Raw genomic sequence first — 20,475 nt, 5'->3', positions numbered from 1 at the left:
GATGCGTCCGTGCCCCCCTATGACTATTCCATAACCAATTGTTAAGGTTAAGAAACCCAGGGCAGCTGCAGATCCCGTCCAGCGAGGAATATCGGCGAGAAGTCCCGCGGACCGCCACACCGGTTGGCGATGCAAACGCGAAACACCGCGCCCGCGCGGAGCCAATTCGGCTTCCAGCGGGGTCAAAAGGTCCCGGTTATTTTTTCGCCCTAGCGACAGCAACTCGCGTCCTCAACCATCCAACTGACCAGGTCTTTGAAACTCATTCCCTTGTGTGCCGCCATTTCCGGAACAAGAGATGTGGGCGTCATGCCTGGTTGCGTGTTCACTTCAAGGCAGATCAGTTCTCCGCTTCCGTCTTCGCGTTCGTCGAATCGGAAATCGGCCCTGGAAACACCTCGGCATCCCAAAGCCTGATGCGCCTTAACCGCTAGTGTCTCTATGGTTTGGTAAACAATCGGTGAAATTTTTGCAGGAAGAATGTGTTTTGAACCGCCTTCTACATATTTTGCATCGTAATCGTAGAAGCCGTGCCCCATCGGAATGATATCAATGACGCCAAGGGGGGTATCATCCCTCACCGCGCAGGTAAGTTCCCGCCCTTCAATGAACCGCTCGCACATCAGAACATCGGGGTAAGGCCAGTCGGTCCGGCTAAGCTCCTGGGGCGGAAACTCTTGATCTTGCTTGACAATCAGGACTCCGAAGCTGGAGCCCTCATTGATCGGCTTGAGGACGTATGGCGGCTCCATCGGATGCTCGCGCTGGATCTTGTGCCGGTTCACGACAATGTGTTCGGTTATCGGAATTCCGGCGGCTCCCATCACCGCTTTGGCCTTCACTTTGTTCATCGCAAGGCTGGAAGCCATCACACCGGAATGGGTGTAGGGGATGTTAAGAAATTCTAAAATTCCCTGAATGCAACCATCCTCGCCGAACGGTCCGTGAAGCGCATTGAAGGCCACATCAGGCTGCAATTTCTTCAAAACAGCAGAGACGTTCCGATCAACATCGACCCGGGTGACTTTGTAACCCGCCTCTTCCAGGGCATCCGCGCAGTCTTTTCCGCTGGAAAGAGAGACCGGTCGTTCATTGACCCATCCACCCATCAATACGGCGACGTGTTTCTTAGCCATCTACGCGGCCTCCCCTTCTTGTCCAAGGAACGGCTTGATGGCACCCTGCGTGCCAAACTGACCGAGACGTTTGATTTCCCATTCCAGCTTTATGCCGCTGTGTGCCAGCACCTTCGCCCGCACCGTTTCGCCCAGGAGTTCCAGGTCATATCCGGTGGCCGTGCCGGTATTGATCATGAAATTGCAGTGCATTTCTGACATTTGCGCACCACCAATCGTCAGACCCCGGCAGCCGGCGGCATCAACTTCCTTCCAGGCCGAAGTGCCCGGCGGGTTCTTGAAAGTGGATCCACCCGTCTTCTCGCGGATTGGCTGGGCTTTTTCCCGATGGGCGACAACTTCAGACATTTCCCCGCGAATGGCGCTTTCGTTCTGTGGAATGCCCTCGAAGACTGCGGAGGTAAAAATCAGGTTTCGGGAAGCTGCCGAATGGCGATAGGCGTACCCCATCTCCGAATTGCTTAACACCACCTTCTTCCCGTCTCGGTCGATTGCAGTCAGTTCCACCATTCGTTCGCGAGTTTCAGTGCCATGGGCACCTGCATTCATCCGAAGCGCGCCGCCGAGCCCGCCAGGAATGCCGGTGTAAAATGCAAATCCGCCCAACCCGGCTGTTGCTGCCGCTTCCGCCAGGCGTTTGTCGGGAACAGCAGCACCAGCACTCAGGCGATTTCCCTCCATCTTTTCAATGGAACCGAACCCCTTGGCACTCAGTCTTACAACCACCCCTTCAAGGCCGCCGTCGCGGATCAGAAGGTTTGAACCAAGACCAACGGGCAGCACAGGAATGTCGCGCGGCAGCTTCGCCAAGAAAGCTGAAAGATCGTCTTCATCTGCAGGTTGGAACATCAGCTGCGCCGGCCCCCCCGTCCGGAACCAGGTCACTGCAGAGAGCGGCTGATTGGTCGTCAGTCTGCCGCGAACACCGTCTTCAAGTTCCGGATAGAGCTGAAGCAGATCGGGAAACGACATTCCTGCCTCCCTCACAATTCTTCAAGCTGCTTGGGCAAGGCATAGGCCCATTGTGTGATGTTTCCGGCGCCAAGGCAGACGACGAAGTCGCCAGGTTCCGCCAGTTCCTTGACGAGACCAGGGATCTCTTCGGGACCATCGATGGCCTGAACCTGTCGATGCCCGCGCGTTTTCATGCCGGACACAAGGTCGGTATGCAGAGCGCCTTCAATCGGCTGCTCACCCGCGGCAAACACCGGTGCGATTATCACACTGTCGGCATCGTTGAAGCAGTTGGAAAAATCGTCGAACAGGCTTTGCAGCCGCGTATATCGATGCGGCTGCATAACGGCGATAACTTTGCCCGCTGTGGATTGACGGGCCGCATGAAGGACCGCCTTGATTTCCACGGGATGATGACCGTAGTCGTCAAAAATCTGGACCCCATCCACGGTCCCCGTGTGGGTGAACCGTCGCTTCACGCCGCCGAAAGAGGATATTCCCTTTTCCAAATCTACCGGACCGACACCGAGTTGCGCTGCCACAGCAATCGCAGCCGTAGCATTGGATACATTGTGCAGTCCCGGCATTGGCAGAACGAGATCCTTCAGTTCGATCTCCTGGTCCGTGCGCCGATCCCTGATGGTGACTGAAAAGATCGACTTGCCGCCATCCATGGACACATCGGTGTACCGGACATCCGCCTGCGGATTGGTGCCATAGGTAACCACACGACGGTCTTCAATGGTTCCGATCATGGTCTGGACTTCCGGATGATCAAGACACATCACGGCGAACCCATAGAACGGCACATTCTCGATGAATTGCCGGAACGCCGCGCGCACCCCAGCGAAATCGCCATAGTGATCGAGATGCTCTGGGTCGATGTTCGTGACGATGGCAACATCTGCCGGAAGCTTTACAAACGTACCGTCGCTTTCATCGGCCTCTACAACCATCCAGTCACCAGCTCCCATCCGGGCATTGGTGCCATAGGCATTGATGATCCCGCCATTGATCACTGTCGGATCCAACCGGCCCGCGTCCAGCAAGGCCGCCACCATGGATGTGGTGGTTGTCTTGCCATGGGTTCCACCGACCGCAATCGCCTGCTTGAAGCGCATCAGTTCTGCCAGCATTTCAGCGCGCCGCACGACAGGAATAAGCTTCTCACGAGCTGCGACCAGTTCCGGATTGTCCTTCTTGATCGCCGAAGAGACGACAAGAACTTCAGCTTCCCCGAGATTATCCGCCTCATGCCCGACAGTGACTGGAATGCCGTTCGCGCGCAGCCTTTGAACATTGGCGTTCTCGGCCATGTCGGAGCCCTGCACCTGATAGCCAAGCGTTTTCAACACTTCGGCAATACCGCTCATGCCGATACCGCCGATGCCGACAAAATGGATCGGTCCGATGTCCTGCGGCATTTTCATGGCCGTTCTCCTTTTTTAAGCGCAATGGTCTCGACCAAATCGGCCAATCGCTTCACTGCATCCGGTTTGGCGACGCTGCGCGCTCTTTCAGCAGCTTTCGACAGCATGTCGGGTGCATCCATGAAGCGTTGGATTTCTTTTGCTAGGCGCTCCGGATGAAGGTCCACCTCGCGGATCGGCCAGGCGCCGCCGGCCTTTTCAAGAACCTTGGCGTTGGCCGCCTGGTCCTGGTCAATTGCCCCTGGAAGCGGAACCAGGATGGATGGACGGCCAAGAACGCTAAGTTCACTTACCGACGAAGCGCCGGAACGGCACACAACAATATGCGCTTGGGAGATGCGCTGTGGCATGTCCTGGAAAAAAGAAGCGCACTCAGCGGCAACACCAAGATCTTGATAAGCCTTTTGCACGCGTTCCATGTCTTCTGGGCGGCATTGCTGCACAATGCGCAAACGGGATCTTGTTTCAGCTGGCAAGTGTTCGACACTCGGTGGAACCAGATCTGAAAAGAACCTTGCTCCCTGGGAACCACCGAAGACAAGCAGCTTGAATTCACCATCCGAGCGCGGCGCGTCATAAGGTAGATCGGCAGCCTCCAGAACGGCATCGCGCACTGGGTTCCCTGTTTCGACCTGTTTATTCGAAGACGCATCGGGCAAGTCCTCGATCGGAACACTTGTGGCGATCGCAGTCACACCTTTCGCCAGGAGTTTGTTGGCACGGCCCATGACCGCATTGGCTTCATGAAGAATGGATGGCGTTTCGGTCATACGGGCTGCAAACATGGGCGGAAAGGTTGGATAACCTCCAAAACCCGCGACAACGTCAGGCTTCAAGGTCCTGATCACGGAGCGTGCCTGCAACGTGCCCTTCAGGAGACTGAAAGCAGTCTTCGCGAGTGAAATCGGATTGCGGCCTCGGATGGTTTCAGATGCGATGATGTGCACTTTTCTGGCGGGAAAAGCAGACCCGTATTTGTCTGCACGTTCATCGGTTGCCAGTTCCACGGTCCAACCACGCCGGAGCAATTCACTTGCCAGCGCCTGCGCGGGAAATAGATGGCCACCTGTGCCACCCGCCGTCAATAATACTGTCTTACCCATGGAATACCGGTCTGAAACTACATCAACGAAGAAGGCGAAAGTCGGCTAACTGTCACAGCTTCGCTGCGCGAGGGCCGCGGACGCCGCCGGGTTAGCGCCAAAATGGCACCTGCAGTCATTGCAGACGACAGCAGCGACGATCCACCATAGGAAATGAATGGCAAGGTCATGCCCTTGGATGGGATCAGGTGAAGATTGACGGCGAGATTGATGGTTGCCTGTAACCCGAACAAAACCAACAGACCAGCCGTGGCGAGACGGCTGAACGCATCCTGGTCGCGACCCGCATGGCTGAGCCCCCGGATGACGATAAAGGCAAAGACACCAACCAGCAGCAGGCAAACAACAACGCCAAACTCCTCGCCGACAACGGCGAAGATAAAGTCCGCATGGCTGTCCGGCAGGACCCGTTTGACAGTCCCCTCACCCGGCCCCTGACCGAACCAGCCTCCGGACAGGAAGGACTCCATTGCCGTGTCTACCTGGAAGGTGTCACCGGAACTCGGATCAAGAAAACGATCAACGCGATTGGTAACGTGCGGCAGAAAAACGTAGGCCGCAAAGAGGCCCACAACGCCGATCAGCCCCAGCGCTATGATGATCACCCACGAAATGCCATTGAGAAAAAACAGGCCTGCCCAAACGAGGCCAAGCAGCATGGTCTGACCGAAGTCGGGCTGTGCGATCAACAGCGCCGCGCAAATGGCAAACAGGACAAAAGCAAACAAGATGCCCGGGATCTCGCGTCTCCGTCCGCTTTCAGAGAGCAGAAACGCCACCAGGATCACAAAAGCCGGTTTCAGAAATTCCGATGCCTGCAAAGAAACTCCGGCAATATAAATCCACCGGCGCGCGCCCTTGGTTTCAAATCCCATGAATAGCGTGGCGATCAGTAGAAAAACCGAAACCGTGAACACGACAAGCGCTGCCCTGCGGACCATTCTGGGTGTCATCAAGGACGCGGCCAACATGATAACGAGCGCAGGAACAACAAACATCGCCTGGCGTTTAACGAAGTAAAGAGAGTCAACGCCAATTCGTTCCGCCACGGGCGGGCTTGCCGCAAAGGCAAAGACCACTCCTGCCAAAAGCAGCAGCCCGAAAGCAGCAAGCAGATAGTGATCCACCGTCCAGAGCCATTCGGCAAATTTGCTGCGATCTGCGCGCGAGACCATACTAAGCCACCTCCTGAGTGTTACCAGCACCAGGCAAGGCACGCACCGCATCTACAAAAGCAGCGCCCCGCAGTTCAAAATTCGGAAATTGGTCGAAGCTCGCACAGGCTGGAGACAGCAAAATCGCTATCTCGGCTGCGTCGTCTTCAGCCGCTTCGGCAACGGCATCCTTGACCGCTTGAGGCATCGTTCCGCTGACCTTGTAGGGAACGCGACCATCCAGTGTCTTGGCAAAGGCGTCCGCCGCTTCACCGATCAGGAAAGTTTTCGCTATCTTCGGGAAATACTCGTCCAAAGAAGAAATACCGCCTTCTTTGGCACGCCCACCTGCAATCCAGTATATCCGGTCAAAGCTGGCCAGCGCCCGCGCCGCCGCGTCCGCATTTGTTGCCTTGGAATCGTTGATGAAGAGCACCCGTCCCTGTCTTGAAACGACTTCCATGCGATGGTGAAGGCCCGGAAATGTCTTCATAGCTTCAGCGATACGGTCTGCAGGCAGTTCAAGCGCGCGCAATGCGGCAAACGCAGCAGCAGCATTCTGACCGTTGTGATCACCTCGAAGACTGTCGATGCCTCCTAGCGTCGCAACTTCGCTCTGCATTCCTTCGTGAGCTTCGAAGAGGCGACCGTGACGCGCATATATACCATTGGTGAGTTCTCGCTCTCCTGCGATCCGACAAACCGGTTTGCGCGCAAGTTCCAGGCGATCGGCAATTGTTGAGGACAACCGGTCATCCACGCCGACAATGGCAACTTTCGAACCAGCCACCAGCCGTTCCTTGATCGCGGCATAGTTCTCCATGGAACCATGCCTGTCGAGGTGGTCAGGCGACAGGTTCATGTGGATGCCGACAGTCGCATCGAGCGAAGGTGCCAAATCGATCTGGTAGGAAGAACACTCCACAACATAGTGGCGGCCTGGCTGCGGTGTCTCCAGGTCCAGAACCGGCGTGCCGATATTTCCGCCGACCTGAACATCCAGGCCGAGCTCTTTCAGGAGATGCGCAACAAGTGCAGTTGTCGTCGACTTCCCATTTGTACCGGTGATGGCAATGAGCGGAGCTTCTGGACAAAGCCTACGCTTCTCGCGACAGAAGAGCTCCACATCGCCGATGATTTCGACACCTGCATCTCTTGCCAGTTCAACTGACCAGTGCGGCAGAGGGTGCGTCAGCGGGACCCCTGGCGCAAGCACCAGCGCGCTGACATCCGACCAGTCGATCTGCCTCAGGTTACTTGTTTGCAAGCCTTCGCCTGTAGCCTGTTGAACCCTGCCTTCACTGTCGTCGAAACACACCACATCCGCGCCGCCCGCCTTGAGAGCACGCGCAGTTGCAAGTCCGGATCCGCCCAATCCGAACAGGGCAACCTTCTCATTTGCGAAAGTGGTGACTGGGATCATGCGGCCTACCTCAGCTTCAGCGTGGCAAGGCCAACCAGAGCAAGCACAACGGCAATGATCCAGAAGCGGATCACAACCTGGCTTTCCGTCCAGCCCATGATCTCAAAATGATGATGGATCGGGGCCATTCGGAAAACCCGCTTGCCCGTCAATTTGAACGAAATGACCTGAACAATCACGGAAACGGCCTCAAGCACGAACAAACCGCCGATGATTGCCAGAACGATCTCGTGCTTGGTCGCGACCGCAATAGCTCCAATCATGCCGCCCAGAGCAAGCGATCCCGTATCGCCCATGAAAATCGCTGCCGGAGGCGCATTGAACCACAAGAACCCAAGGCCAGCGCCAATGACAGCGCCACAAATGACCGCGAGTTCACCGGTTCCCGAAACATGATGGATTTGCAGATAGTTTGCAAAAACTGCGTTCCCGGACAGATAAGCGATCAAACCAAAGGAAGCACAGGCGATCATCACCGGCACGATCGCGAGCCCGTCGAGCCCGTCCGTCAGGTTGACCGCATTGCCTGCACCGACCATGACAAAGGCGGCAAAGGGGATAAAAATCAGCCCGAGATTGAGCGTGAAATCTTTCAGAAATGGAAAGGTGATCGCCTCGGAAAACTCCGAGGTGTCGAGCACAGTAACCGCATAGGCAGCAATTCCGGCAATCAAAAATTCAAGACCGAGGCGCGCTTTGCTGCCAAAGCCCTTGTGAGATGACTTCGTCACTTTGAGATAGTCGTCGTAAAAGCCGATACTGCCGAAACCAAGCGTCACGAAGATCACCACCCAGACATAGGGATTGGAGAGATCCGTCCACAAAAGGGTTGCAACCATTGCCCCGGAGAGGATCATCAGTCCTCCCATCGTCGGCGTACCTTTTTTGGTCAGGAGATGGCTCTCCGGTCCGTCGGACCGGATAGGCTGGCCATGGCCCTGGCGAATACGCAGGCTGGCGATGATTTTGGGACCAAACAGAAAGACAAAAAACAGGGCGGTCATAATCGCACCGCCTGTGCGGAACGTGATGTACCGGAACACATTCAGTGCCGATATCTGATCCGCAAATTCCCCCAAGAAATAAAACATCAGCTATCCCTTATGCCGCCGCGATGTCGTCCGCGGGCGGATATTCCTTTTTGAGGGCCTCGACAAGCGGACCCATTCGGGTACCGAGCGATCCCTTGATCATAACAACATCGCCGGACCTGACCTCGCCCAAAAGAAGGTCTTCCAGATCTTTTGCATTTTCGCTGTAGTGAGCCCGTATTTCCCTCGGCAGATTTTGCCAAAGCGCATGCATGTGCGGTCCAACGCAGTAGACCGCATCTATGCCGGCTTCGCTGATCGGCACGTGCAACTCCCCGTGCAGCCGATCGGCTTCCGCGCCAAGTTCCAGCATGTCACCCAGCACTGCCACACGTCTTCCAGGTCGCGTGACCGGCGCCTCGCCCAGCACGGCAAGCGCAGCGCGCATTGAAGCCGGGTTGGCGTTATAGCTTTCGTCAATAAGGTTCAGTTCACCATCCGGCATCGGCAGTCGGCTCACCTCGCCTCGGCCCTTCGGCGCGCGCATGGCATCAAGTGCCAGACCGGCTTTGGCAAGGTCCGCACCAAGATCAACCACCGCGGTCAACACCGCCAGGCTGTTTTTGATGAAGTGTTTGCCGGGTGCACCGATCTTGTAAGTGATTTCCTGTCCCAGGATGTTTGCATCGACACTTGAGCCGGCCGGATAGCTTGCGTGATTTTCGATATGGCTGTCGGCTGACGCAGCCTCACCAAAGGTTTGAACGACCGATACGCCGGCATTGACGGCCAGGAACTTCAACAGATCGTATTGATGGTTGTCCCTGTTTAAGATCGCGATGCCACCCGGCTCCAAACCACTGAAGATCTCCGCTTTCGCCTGAGCAATCTTTTCAACTGAATCGAAATACTCAAGGTGAACCGGCTGAACCGTGGTTATGATCGCAACATGCGGGCGAACCATCTTGACCAGCGGGATAATCTCACCCGCATGGTTCATTCCGATCTCAAACACTCCAAAGTCGGCATCCGCCGGCATACGTGCAAGCGTCAGAGGTACTCCCCAATGATTGTTAAAAGATGCTGCCGAGGCATGAACCTTGCCGGATTGTTCCAGCGTCAGGCGAAGCGCTTCCTTTGTTCCGGTCTTGCCAACAGACCCCGTCACCGCAACAATTCTGGCCTTTGACCGCGCGCGCGCAGCAATCCCCAACTTGCGCATCGCTTCAAGCGTATCACTGACGACCACATAGCGGCCGTTTTCCGGCAATTCTGAAAGCTTGTCTTCTGAAACGAGCGCCAAGGATGCGCCAGCTTCAAGCGCTGCGGCAACGTAGTCGTGACCGTCCAGGCGATCACCTTTGATCGCTATGAAAGCATCCCCCGGCTCAAGAGACCGGCTGTCGATGGATATTCCGGTGATGTCAGCACCAACATCACCTCTGGTGCTGCCTGCTGCAGCCTCAGCAAAGGCATCCAGAGTCCAAAGCGGCTCGCTCATGAGTTTCCTTCATTGCTGATGGCGCGTTGCACAGCTTCGTGGTCGGAAAAGGGAATCACTGTGTCGCCAACAATCTGGCCCGTTTCGTGTCCTTTTCCCGCAACACACAAGATATCGCCGGCTTCGAGGCGGCGCACACCTTCGGAGATCGCCTTATCCCGATCCCCAATCTCAATCGCTCCTTGTGCACCCGCAAGAACGGCCTTGCGGATTTCGGCCGGATCTTCAGACCGCGGATTATCGTCGGTGACAATGACCAGATCCGCTTGTCGGGAAGCCGCAGCCCCCATCAATTCACGCTTGCCGGGATCCCGATCGCCTCCAGCGCCAATCACGACATACAATTTTCCACGTGCGAATGGCTTCAGCGCCGCCAAAGCATTGTCCAGCGCATCCGGCTTGTGGGCGTAGTCGACAAATACAAGGCCACCTGAACCTGTCTTGCCGGCGAGTTCCAATCGTCCAGGAGCCCCCTTCAGGTTCTCAAGAGACCGAAGCGCCGTACCTGTATCGATACCGGCCGAAATGGCCAATCCCGCCGCGATCAACGCGTTGGAAACCTGAAACCGGCCAATCAGAGGCAGCGTAACCCTGTATTCACCGCGTACGGTCTGGAGGGTCAGCTCCTGCCCCGCGCCTTGCGGCCTCAGGCCGGTAAGAGTGAGATCCTTGCCGGTCTCACCAACCGTGAAGAGGGCAAGACCACGTTCACGAGCAACATCTGCGACCCTGTCGGCATACTTTTCACCCGGATCCAGAACCACCGTTCCACCGTTTGGCAGGAGTTCAGAGAACAGGCGGAGCTTGGCTTGAAGATAGTCCTCAAGAGTGGAGTGATAGTCCATATGATCGCGGCCAAGATTGGTGAAGCCAGCCGCTGTCAGCCGCACTCCGTCCAGCCTGTATTGGTCCAGTCCATGGGAAGAGGCCTCCAGGGCCGCATGGTCAATCCCTTCAGCATGAAGCTCTGCAAGATCCTTCTGCAAAGCCACCGGGTCAGGCGTCGTCAGTCCGCCGTAACTCTCGCCATCAGGCTTGATTGTTCCAAGAGTTCCAAGGCTTGCGGCCGGATGGCCTGCCGATTGAAAGATCTGCCGGACGAATTGCGCAACGGATGTTTTACCTGCAGTTCCGGTGACGGCGACAATCGTGTCCGGCTGCGCACCGTAGAACCTAGCCGCCATGCGTGCCAGAACCTGGCGCGGCTCTTCCGCACCGAGGACAATCGTGTCGGGCGAACAGCTGTTTCTGACCCTCTCGACCGCATCCAATGCGCACAAGATGACAAGAGCCCCGGAAGCGACCGCATCCGGGGCAAACTTTGTGCCGTCGACTGTGGCGCCCTTCAGAGCCGCGAAAAGAAAGCCGGGACCGACGTTTCGACTGTCCGCCGTCAACCCAGAAATCTGCACGTTCTTCGCCTCGCCCGGCACATCAAGGCCGGCGGCTAGATATTCAAGATCCATCTCACCCGATCATCATCTGTGCGTCGTCATTTCGAGAACCGGTACCGGCTGCGACCCCGCCAGCTCCCGAAGTTGGTTAGAGTGTCTCCTTAATAGGAAATCTCGATTGGTTCATCCCCTTTGCCGAAACGCGGCATTACACCCAGCATCGGTGCGGCACGGCGCACGATAGCGCCAACCATAGGCGCTGCGTTCCAACCAGCAGTTACACCTGTTCCCTCACGTTCGCGCTTAGGCTCGTCGATCACGACAAGCACCACATATCGCGGGTCGTCCATGGGAAACGCAGACAGGAACGAGTTGCGCCGCTTGTTGTCGACATATCGGCCATTTTCAATCTTCTCCGCGGTTCCCGTTTTGCCACCAACAACATAGCCAGGAACATCTGCCTTGCGCCCTGATCCGGAAAGAACATTCAAGCGGAAAAGATACCGCATGATCCGGCTAACCTCAGGCGAAATAACTTGCCTCTCAACGGCTTGGACATCAGCCGGGCTGCGCGGAACAAAGGTTGGAGGCAGGAGCTTGCCTCCATTGACGAGTGCTGCGGCAGCAACTGCGGTCTGCATCGGAGTGACTGAAATACCGTGACCAAATGAAATCGTCATGGCTGCCAGCTCATTCCATTTCGGCGGCAGCAATGGCGCAGCATTTTCCGGCAACTCAGTCTTCAAACGCTTCGTCAGATGAAGGCGCTCGAAAAATTCACGTTGCCTGGAGATACCGGTTGCCAACATCATCTTGGCTGTGCCGATGTTGGAGGAATAAATGAAAATTTCCGGGACAGACAGAATGCGGTTTTTCCCGTGGAAATCGGAAATCGTCCGACCTCCGGCCCGAATCGGACGCGTGGCATCAAAACTATCGTTGATTGAAACGGCACCAGAATCCAGTGCCATCGCAGTCGTGAAGGTTTTGAAAACGGAGCCCATTTCAAAGACGCCGCCCGTCGCTCTGTTCAGACGGTCTTTCTCAAGCGCCTGCGAACGGTCATTCGGGTCGTAGTCCGGCAAGGACGACATCGCAACGACTTCGCCGGTTTTTGCGTCCAAGACAATTCCGGCAGCGGCAATTGCCTTGTAGCGCTCCATCGCCTTGACCAGTTCGTCGCGCACCACGTGCTGAACCCGCAAGTCTACGGACAAACGTACAGGTTCCATCGAGCGGTCGGACGTGAAGCCGAGAGACTGCAGGTCGGCAAGCCACTCGCCATCAATGTATTTTTCGATACCCGCCAGACCCTGATTGTCGACGTTGACCGAACCGACAATGTGACCTGCTGTTGGACCGCCAGGATAAAATCTCTGGTTCTCAGACAGGAACCCGACGCCAGGCAGACCGAGATTGTGAATCTTCTTGGCCTGTTGCGGCGTCATTTCACGCTTCAGCCAGACAAAGCCGGTGCCGCTTTCCAAGCGGCGGCGCACCAAGGCCTCATCGAGCTCCGGCAGAACGCGGATCAGGCCCTCGACGGCCTCATCGACGTCAATGACGCGGCGCGGTTCGGCATAAAGAGACGCGGTCTTGATATCCGTTGCGAGGATTTCTCCATTACGATCAATGAGATCAGGCCGCGATGCCGAAACGGAATCCTGTGCGGAGATAAAGGCACGCGACGGCGCTTCCTCCATCTGCGCAAGCATGACAAGACGCCCAGCGATGGCGACATAAACACATGCAAAAGCAAGCATGGCGACATAGACACGTGATTTGACCGCGCTTGAAGACACTGATCCCCGGGCAGCCCTTGGCTGGGAGCGCCGCACTTGAAGGAAACTTTCCGGTTCGCTTACCAAGGTCATAATGCCACCCTCACCGGATCGTTGCCGATGAGCCGGCATAGCCGCCCATCTGGTTGCCGCCGATCGGCTCCAGCATAACCGGACGCGCAGGAAGGTCTTCCGGCGCCACGATCTGCTTCACATCAAGCGGCTTCAGTTGGAGATAATCGTTGTAACGCTCGACCAGGGCCTGCAGCCGGTCCGGCTTGTTCAAGAGACTCCATTCGGCTTTCAAATGCCGGATAGCATTTCGCTCTTCATCGATCTGTCGCTGAAGATCGGCAACTTTCTCCGCCGATTTCGTTGCCGCGAGCTTCATGTCGTAAACGGTCGCCGCGCCTATAACGACCGCCAGAATGAACAATATGTTCAGCGTACGAACCACCTTCAGCCCCCTAGCCCATGATATTCCGCCAGGCGTGGAACACCCGCCGCATGGATATCCAGTTCCCGTGCCAGCGCATCCGTGCGGCGACCGGCCCTGAGCTTTGCGGAACGAGCCCGCGGGTTGACGCCTGTTTCATCAGCAGCCGCTTCCACAGCCTTGCGCGTCAAAAGCTCAAATGTCGCCGGTGGCACTTCCTGCTCCGGCATATGACGCGAACCGCCGCCACGAGTTCGTGTCCTGTCCTGGAAGAACCGCTTCACGATACGGTCTTCCAGCGAGTGAAAGCTCACCAGCACAAGACGCCCGCCGGGTTTCAGAATTCGCTCAGCGGCACCTAGCGCTTCAGCCGCCTGGTGCAGCTCGCCATTCACGTAGATCCGCAGCGCCTGGAAAGTGCGTGTCGCCGGATGGATCTGTGCTTTCTTCGGTGAGCGGCCAAGCACCTTCTCGATAAGGCGCGCCAATTCCAGCGTCCGGGAAAAAGCTTTTTCCTTGCGTGCATTAGCAATCGCGTGCGCAACAGTCGTGGCTCGCTTTTCTTCGCCCAACAGACCGATGATGCGAATGAGGTCCTTCACAGGCACCTCGTTGACTACGTCTGCCGCAGACGGTCCGGACTGCTCCATACGCATGTCGAGCGGACCGTCTTTCATGAAGGAAAAACCACGCTCGGCCTCATCGAGCTGCATGGACGAAACGCCAAGATCCAGAACGACCCCGTCAACGCCATCAAATCCAGACTGACGGGCATGACCTTCCAGACCTGCAAACTGTCCGGCAACAAGCATCAGGCGACCTTCCGCTTCCTGGACCAATGCCTGCCCGCCGGCAATCGCATCCGGATCCCGGTCGATGCCGACAACCTTTGCGCCACGCTCAAGTATTGCGCGAGAGTAACCACCAGCTCCGAATGTGCCATCGATCACGACGTCATCAGGCTTCGGATCCAACCACTCCAGCACCTCATCCAGAAGAACCGGCACATGACGCTCAGGTCCGCCTGCGGCGAGATTTTCATCTCTTACGCCAAGCGCCATCATGCCGGTCCTCCTTGAGAGGAGACGGGGCTCTGCCCCGACAGCATCGCGAGCGCGCGCTTTTGGGCCTCCGCGCTGTACTCACGAAACTTGGTTGGTTCCCAGATCTGAAATTTGTATTTCAAGCCTACGAATGTGACTTGATCGGAAATGCCCGTGTGATCGCGTATCATGTCGGAGATGGTCATACGCCCATCTCCGTCAATTTTCGGGTTTTCGCTGGCTCCGAAAAGAGCAACGGCAAGTGCATCGTGATCGGGTGAAAGTTTGGCAAAAGCCTCGGATGTCGCCTCGATCTGCGCCAGCAGTTCGTTGCCACCAGCATCGACCGCGTCGCAATGGGAGGATTTGATACAATAAAGACCTTCAAAACCATCTCTCGCAAGCACCGAACGGAAAGGTGCCGGGATCGACACGCGACCCTTGGCATCCAGCCGGTTGGTGAAGTGAGAAACAAATCCGGCCATAAATCCCCTCGAAGCGGGTCCCCACCCGCAGAAATCCCCTAGTCACCCTGGAATGAAGGAAGGCCAGATACCCGCCAGGACATGCAATTTGCGAAAGCGGCTCCTGATAAGCCGTTAAAACAGATGCCCTGAGCCCGACAAATATGGGCCCGCACTCCCCATTCTGGGTTCTTATGGGATACCATGGGAATTCATGGGCGGTCAATGGAATCTCATGGATTCCAGCTCGATTTGATCGCACACGACCCCGTCGAGCGATGTTATGACGAACATGCTTAATGAAGCCTTGACAGAAACCAAGAATCGGATTCGCAGGAATACGGAGGTTTTCCAAATCGGCGCTGCAAACTCCGGCAATAATTGCCTAGCGCACAAAGACTTGTGGAGAATGAAAAACGTCGGGCAACCGTGCGATGGCTTCGGCAAAATTCAGCCAGGTCTCGAAAAATCCATAGATCCGGGTCAGACGTCCGCAGCTAAAAAATACCCGCGCATTGCACATTAGGCCTGAAAAAGTGTTTTCATCCCTATGAACGAAACTCAACCGAGTGTCTGGTAGCCCCTAGTCTGCCTTGGCGTTTCGCCGAAACATCGTTTGTAAGCAACGCTAAAACGGCCAAAATGCCGATGCCCCGACAAATCAGCTACCTCCGCAATCGAAAGACCGTCGGATCCACTGATCAGAAGATGGCGCGCATATGCCAGACGCATGCCCTGCAAATACTGGATCGGGCTGCGACCAAACTCTCGTTTGAAAAGCAGCTGGAGATTGCGCGGAGTTGTTCCGGCATGGGAACTGATGTCCAAAAGGCCGATATCTTCGTGAAAACGGTCACAGATCATTTCAGTAGCGCGCTTAACGATCGCCGGTGTTGCCCTCCCGCTGGTCCTGCTCAGCATTGGTGACACCGTATTTGGCTGGCTGTCCAACAGGGATGTTACCAGCGTTTCTTCCATAAGGTCCTGGCAACGATCATTCTTCTTGCCAAAGACCTCCCCGGCTTCAGCTCCTCTGAAAAGCCCGCGAAGCCTCTTTGCCCATCGGGCAAGATCCGGATGCGTTAAATCCAGCTTTGCGTTGAACCGAATAGGGCCAAGCTCGGTCCCAGCCATGCGGACCGCCACCTGTCGTACAAAGGTCCGTTCGATTTGCAAGAGAACCTGTTCGCACCCCGCGTGCCACCGCATCTTGGTATGGCGATCCGGGTTCAGCAGGGTCGCAGTGCCGGTATTGGACGAGACAAACTGACGACCATTCGTAACCTCTGCGGTACCGGCAATTGGTATCTGTATCAGATAGAAATCCGCCAACTCGCCTGGGTCGATGGTCACATCGGCACCGTATCGAAGGTAATTCAGGGACAGGTGTCGACCGGCCACCCTGTTCTGGCATGCGTCAAAAGGAGTTTCTGCCGAAGCCAACTCCAGTCGATGATTGCAAAAATGACGCGCAACAATGTCCCGTGCTTCATCGACATCCAACGTTTCGAAGCACCGATAGCGATCCAGCGGAGTTTTGCCTGACAGCTGCGATATCATGCATGAGAGCATGCCGCCGAAGCCTTCGTCGTTCAAGAAGAACGCGTTCTGCAATGCGGCATTTCACAGCAGCAGATCAGGTTTTTTCGCAAATCGGATAAAATTTCTACGCAGGCCGCGCTTAGCTTTTGTGCCCATTAACGCAACGACAAGCGAGACAAGCATCATGCAGAACGGAGCAGGCGTCACCTCTGCCGAAAAGGGGTTGGACAACGTCAGCTGGAATGTTGTTGGCCACACCTATACGCCCAAGTTGGTGAGCAACAATGCCTTTATCTGGCATGCCGAGATTCCGGCGGAAACCTTCGTGCCCCCTCATATTCATCCCACACAGGACGAGTGGATCGTCATGCTTGAGGGTGAATTGGAAGTCGAAATGGGCGGCAGCGTTCACAAGGCCGGCCCCGGAGACACGGTTCGCATGCCCATGGGCGAAGCTCACGGTATTTTCAACCGGTCCGGAAAGACGGCAACCTGCGTCTTCGGTGTCGCACCGACCCGAAAGTTGTTCGACCTTTTCGGCGCTCTGAACGGCATTACCGATCCTGCAGAACTTGTGCGGCTTTCTGCGTTGCACGAGGTCGATTTTCTTCCCCCGCCAGATGAGGCCTGATCAAACGGGCCGTCTCATAGGTTAAGACAGAGGATTAATTCAATGACGAAACGCAAGACTGTCGCCGTCATCGGCGGCGGCGTGAGTGGACTTGCGGCTGCCAAAGCCTTTGACGAACGTGGCCACCGCGTTCTCGGGTTTGAACGCAGTCACGATCTTGGCGGGGTATGGGAACCATCAAGGTCATACCCGGATGTCCAGACTCAATCGCCGAAAGACCTTTACCGTTTCACAGATATGCCGATGCCGGAAAGCTACCCGGAATGGCCAAAAGGGCCTCAGGTGCACGCATACCTGCATGCTTATGCCGACAAGCATAATCTTGGCAGACTTTTTCGTCTCAATACCCGCGTTCAGTCCATGGAAAGGCGCGCCGATGGCGGGAAAGGCTGGACGCTCACCTTGGAAGCCGCCGGAAAGACATGGTCAGAAGAATTCGATTTCGTTGCTGTATGTACCGGTCAGTTTTCCGACAAGAACATTATCCGCCACCCAGGACAGGATGAATTCGAAGCTGCCGGGGGCAGCGTCATGCACAGCTCCGAATACACCGACAGCAATCTGGCAGACGGCAAAAGAGTGGTCGTGCTAGGCGGGTCGAAATCAGCCACGGACATTGTCGTCAATGCATCCCGAAACGGTGCGAAATCCGTCACAATGGTCTACCGGGAACCGGTTTGGCGCGTTCCCTACTTTGTGGGAGGCATCAACTTCAAACGGCTTTTGTACATGCGCGCACAGGAGCAGCAGTTCAACAGCTGGGGGCGGTCACCCATACATAAAGCTGTATTCGCCGCGTTCACGCCTTTGATTTGGGCCAATTTCCGAGGACTTGAAACACTTCTCAAACTTCAACTGAAACTCAAAAAATGGGACATGGTTCCCGATGTCCCAATTGAAAAGGACGCATCTTGCTCATTGCCGATCGTGACGCCAGGCTTGTTCGAAGGTTTTGAGGACGGATCCATAAAGCCGATAAAAAGCACGTTTGAACGCTATGAGGAAGGCCATGTGGTTCTTGCGAACGGCGACAGGTTGCCTTGCGATCTTGCAGTTCTCGCTGTTGGCTGGAAACTGGGTGTCCCCTACCTGGCGCAAACGTATCAAGAAAAGCTGATTGAGCAGGATGGGCAATATCGGGTCTACAGACTTGCCGTTAATCCCGATCTTCCCGACATGGGGTTTGTCGGGTTCAATTCCAGTTTCTGCACGATCTTGTCCGCTGAAATGATCGCCAATTGGCTGGTGCGATATGCCGACGGCAAGCTTGCCAATCAACCGGACGCGGACGAAATGCGCAAAAACATTGATGAAATGCTGGAATGGAGACGACACGAACGGCCTGCTGCCAAGGTTTATGGCGGTTTGTGTTCTGCGCCATTCCATTTCCGCCATTTCGACGAGTTGCTGGCCGATATGGGCGCAACCAGGCGCAAGCGCACCAATCCGGTGGCCGAACAGTTCTCATACCCGAACGCGGATGCATATGGAGAATTCTTGAAGAGCACGCCGCAATACACAGCGAACTGAAAATCGTCAAAAAAGAAGTGCCAGCCGGCCTGTAAGCCGGGTTCTGTATGGCCCGCATCCGCGGACGTGACAGCCATTCGTCTGGGGCACCTGTTGCCAGGCACCTCACGCAACCAACCCGGACAGTTGGTCTGGAAACCGACCCGGGCCAGGATCGCTCCATGGCCCAATACTGTCCCTATTCGGTCTTGCTCCCGGTGGGGTTTACCATGCCGCTGCTGTTGCCAGCAGCGCGGTGGGCTCTTACTCCACCCTTTCACCCTTACTCCGATACAATCTTGCGATCGGACCGGAGCGGTTTGCTTTCTGTGGCACTTTCCCTAAGGTCGCCCTCGCCGGGCGTTACCCGGCACCGTGTTTCCTTGGAGCCCGGACTTTCCTCCCCCGCAACCTTTCGGCGTTTGCGGCAGCGGCTGTCCGGCCGACTGGCGCTTGCGGACTTAAGTGGCTTTGCCGACAAGGTCAAGCAACTGCACAAACCGCGTCCAGTATCCTGTCAATCATTGCAGGTCACCGTATTTGTTTGACGCTTCAGGAGAGCAACTGAAAACACCGGTTTCACGTTTCCTTGAGCCAGTTGAAAAACCTATATTTTCTGCCAAAAATCCGAGCTAGTTTATTTTTGACTATATAGTACAGAATTCCCATATGTCTCCCGCTACCATGAGTGCAAGTCGCGCTCTGAAATGAAAGAGAGACAGCCAGATGACTGAATTTTCACGCCACACACTTGAGACTGCGCCCGAGCAAAGCAAGCCGCTTCTCAACAACTCACTTCAAGCGTTTGGGATGATACCGAACCTGCATGCCGTCATGGCAGAATCTCCTCAGCACCTAGAGGCCTACCAGAAGCTTCATGAACTCTTTCAGCAGACCAGCCTGACGGCAGCTCAGCAAACTGTCGTGTGGATGACAATCAATGTGGAGCACGCCTGTCACTATTGCGTACCTGCCCATACCGCCATCGCACATATGCAGAAAATCAACAGCGGCCTCATCGAAGCCCTTCGAAACGCGACACCGCTTGAAGACGCGAAACTCGAAGCCCTTCGTCGGTTCACGCTTCAGGTCGTGCGTCAACGCGGCAATGTCTCAACCCAAGATGTGGAGAGCTTTCTGGCCGCGGGCTACAGCAAACAACATGTTCTTGACGTCATTCTTGGCGTCGCACAGAAAGTAATGTCTAATTACGTCAACCACCTGGCTGACACGCCTGTTGATCCACCGTTTCAAAAGTTCGCTTGGACCCCGGCGGCGATCGCAGCTGAATGACGACTTTCAGTCTCCGGCGAACCAACTGCCGGAGACTGAAATGCAATGAGGTTTCATGGCCGGAAGACCAAAATCCTTTGATGTCGATGAGGCGATTGGTGCCTTTGTCGATGTATTCTGGACCAAGGGCTACAGAGGCACTTCTGTTGACGATCTTCAAGACGCTGCAGGCATCAAGCGCGGCAGTTTCTATGCCGCCTTCGGCTGCAAGGACGACGTGTTTGAGATAGTTCTCGAAAAATACTGGAGTGAAGCAACCGAGGCCGGCCTCAAGATCCTCGACGAAGACAAGCCGCCAAAGCAGGCGGTGGCGGAATTCATCAGGCACATCGGGTCGTTCATGTCCCTCAATACGCCGCGTGGCTGCCTACTTCTGTCGTCATCGAGCGAAACAACAGGCGCAAACAACGGCGAGAAGCCACTTGTATGCGCAAAGATGACCGAGCTGGAAAACCGCCTGTTGCGGACGCTGAAAAAAGACGATGACGAAACGTCTGCGATCTGCGCTCGCGACCAGGCCAATTTCGTTCTCGCCGTTATCCTTGGACTCAACGCAATGGCAAAGGCTGACTGTGGTCCCTCAAGGATTATGGCGGCGGCGGATTATGCTGCAACAAGCATCGCGTCCAAATAGAGAAACAGTCGCTGAT

General features: G+C 55.9%; 18 protein-coding genes and 1 other RNA gene. 4 read left to right on the top strand and 15 right to left on the bottom strand.

Annotated elements, in window-relative coordinates; translation table 11 throughout:
* Window positions 1–209: 209 nt before the first annotated feature.
* From K1718_RS09895 to K1718_RS09830, 14 genes are all read right to left on the bottom strand, one after another.
* Entirely contained in the window at window positions 210–1,136 is a 927-nt protein-coding gene (locus tag K1718_RS09895) for a D-alanine--D-alanine ligase (protein WP_152500770.1), read from the bottom strand.
* Window positions 1,137–2,108: a UDP-N-acetylmuramate dehydrogenase gene (gene murB / locus K1718_RS09890; protein WP_265684216.1), complete on the bottom strand. Its 972-nt coding sequence runs from the start codon at window positions 2,106–2,108 to the stop codon at window positions 1,137–1,139.
* Between the two features lie 11 nt (window positions 2,109–2,119).
* Complete coding sequence (gene murC / locus K1718_RS09885; RefSeq protein ID WP_265684214.1) at window positions 2,120–3,520, bottom strand: UDP-N-acetylmuramate--L-alanine ligase; 1,401 nt, start codon at window positions 3,518–3,520, stop codon at window positions 2,120–2,122.
* On the bottom strand, window positions 3,517–4,623 hold the full coding sequence (gene murG / locus K1718_RS09880; protein WP_265684213.1) for an undecaprenyldiphospho-muramoylpentapeptide beta-N-acetylglucosaminyltransferase: 1,107 nt from the start codon (window positions 4,621–4,623) through the stop codon (window positions 3,517–3,519). Before murG ends, murC begins: the two co-directional genes overlap by 4 nt.
* A gap of 17 nt (window positions 4,624–4,640) precedes the next feature.
* Window positions 4,641–5,798, bottom strand: coding sequence for an FtsW/RodA/SpoVE family cell cycle protein (locus tag K1718_RS09875; protein ID WP_152500766.1), 1,158 nt, complete (start codon window positions 5,796–5,798; stop codon window positions 4,641–4,643).
* A 1-nt stretch (window position 5,799) separates the two neighbouring features.
* Window positions 5,800–7,200, bottom strand: a complete 1,401-nt coding sequence (murD, locus tag K1718_RS09870) for a UDP-N-acetylmuramoyl-L-alanine--D-glutamate ligase (RefSeq protein ID WP_265684210.1) — start codon at window positions 7,198–7,200, stop codon at window positions 5,800–5,802.
* A gap of 5 nt (window positions 7,201–7,205) precedes the next feature.
* Entirely contained in the window at window positions 7,206–8,291 is a 1,086-nt protein-coding gene (mraY, locus tag K1718_RS09865) for a phospho-N-acetylmuramoyl-pentapeptide-transferase (RefSeq protein WP_152500764.1), read from the bottom strand.
* 10 nt (window positions 8,292–8,301) lie between these two features.
* Window positions 8,302–9,732 carry a UDP-N-acetylmuramoylalanyl-D-glutamyl-2,6-diaminopimelate--D-alanyl-D-alanine ligase gene (locus K1718_RS09860; RefSeq protein WP_265684208.1) on the bottom strand — a complete coding sequence of 477 codons (1,431 nt, stop codon included), beginning with the start codon at window positions 9,730–9,732 and terminating at the stop codon, window positions 8,302–8,304.
* Window positions 9,729–11,198 (bottom strand): UDP-N-acetylmuramoyl-L-alanyl-D-glutamate--2,6-diaminopimelate ligase, encoded by a 1,470-nt coding sequence (locus K1718_RS09855; RefSeq protein ID WP_265684206.1) that lies wholly within the window; start codon window positions 11,196–11,198, stop codon window positions 9,729–9,731. Before K1718_RS09855 ends, K1718_RS09860 begins: the two co-directional genes overlap by 4 nt.
* Window positions 11,199–11,287: 89 nt before the next feature.
* The gene (locus tag K1718_RS09850; RefSeq protein ID WP_265684205.1) at window positions 11,288–13,000 is read right to left on the bottom strand and encodes a peptidoglycan D,D-transpeptidase FtsI family protein; all 1,713 of its coding nucleotides are present in this window, start codon (window positions 12,998–13,000) and stop codon (window positions 11,288–11,290) included.
* Window positions 13,001–13,010: 10 nt separating this feature from the next.
* On the bottom strand, window positions 13,011–13,364 hold the full coding sequence (ftsL, locus tag K1718_RS09845) for a cell division protein FtsL (RefSeq protein WP_152500760.1): 354 nt from the start codon (window positions 13,362–13,364) through the stop codon (window positions 13,011–13,013).
* Between the two features lie 2 nt (window positions 13,365–13,366).
* A complete protein-coding gene (gene rsmH, locus K1718_RS09840; RefSeq protein ID WP_265684202.1) occupies window positions 13,367–14,407 on the bottom strand; it encodes a 16S rRNA (cytosine(1402)-N(4))-methyltransferase RsmH in 1,041 nt (346 codons plus the stop codon).
* Window positions 14,404–14,871, bottom strand: a complete 468-nt coding sequence (locus K1718_RS09835) for a division/cell wall cluster transcriptional repressor MraZ (protein ID WP_152500758.1) — start codon at window positions 14,869–14,871, stop codon at window positions 14,404–14,406. The genes rsmH and K1718_RS09835 overlap by 4 nt, the downstream gene beginning before the upstream one ends.
* 540 nt (window positions 14,872–15,411) lie before the next feature.
* Entirely contained in the window at window positions 15,412–16,446 is a 1,035-nt protein-coding gene (locus K1718_RS09830) for an AraC family transcriptional regulator (RefSeq protein WP_265684199.1), read from the bottom strand.
* Between the two features lie 130 nt (window positions 16,447–16,576).
* Here K1718_RS09830 and K1718_RS09825 point away from each other — a divergent pair, with 130 nt between their 5' ends.
* Window positions 16,577–17,023, top strand: a complete 447-nt coding sequence (locus K1718_RS09825; protein WP_265684198.1) for a cupin domain-containing protein — start codon at window positions 16,577–16,579, stop codon at window positions 17,021–17,023.
* A 42-nt stretch (window positions 17,024–17,065) separates the two neighbouring features.
* A complete protein-coding gene (locus tag K1718_RS09820) occupies window positions 17,066–18,553 on the top strand; it encodes a flavin-containing monooxygenase (RefSeq protein WP_265684196.1) in 1,488 nt (495 codons plus the stop codon).
* Between the two features lie 16 nt (window positions 18,554–18,569).
* On the opposite strand, the gene rnpB is transcribed toward K1718_RS09820, so the two are convergent.
* An RNA gene (gene rnpB / locus K1718_RS09815) (RNase P RNA component class A) lies at window positions 18,570–18,982 on the bottom strand.
* A gap of 276 nt (window positions 18,983–19,258) precedes the next feature.
* On the opposite strand from rnpB, the gene K1718_RS09810 reads away from it, so the two are divergent.
* Window positions 19,259–19,825 carry a carboxymuconolactone decarboxylase family protein gene (locus K1718_RS09810; protein ID WP_265684194.1) on the top strand — a complete coding sequence of 189 codons (567 nt, stop codon included), beginning with the start codon at window positions 19,259–19,261 and terminating at the stop codon, window positions 19,823–19,825.
* Between the two features lie 55 nt (window positions 19,826–19,880).
* Complete coding sequence (locus K1718_RS09805; protein ID WP_265684192.1) at window positions 19,881–20,459, top strand: TetR/AcrR family transcriptional regulator; 579 nt, start codon at window positions 19,881–19,883, stop codon at window positions 20,457–20,459.
* Window positions 20,460–20,475: the final 16 nt, after the last annotated feature.

It is taken from the genome of Roseibium porphyridii, assembly GCF_026191725.2.
Classification (GTDB): domain Bacteria; phylum Pseudomonadota; class Alphaproteobacteria; order Rhizobiales; family Stappiaceae; genus Roseibium; species Roseibium porphyridii.
This window is presented reverse-complemented; position numbering and strand designations above follow the sequence as displayed.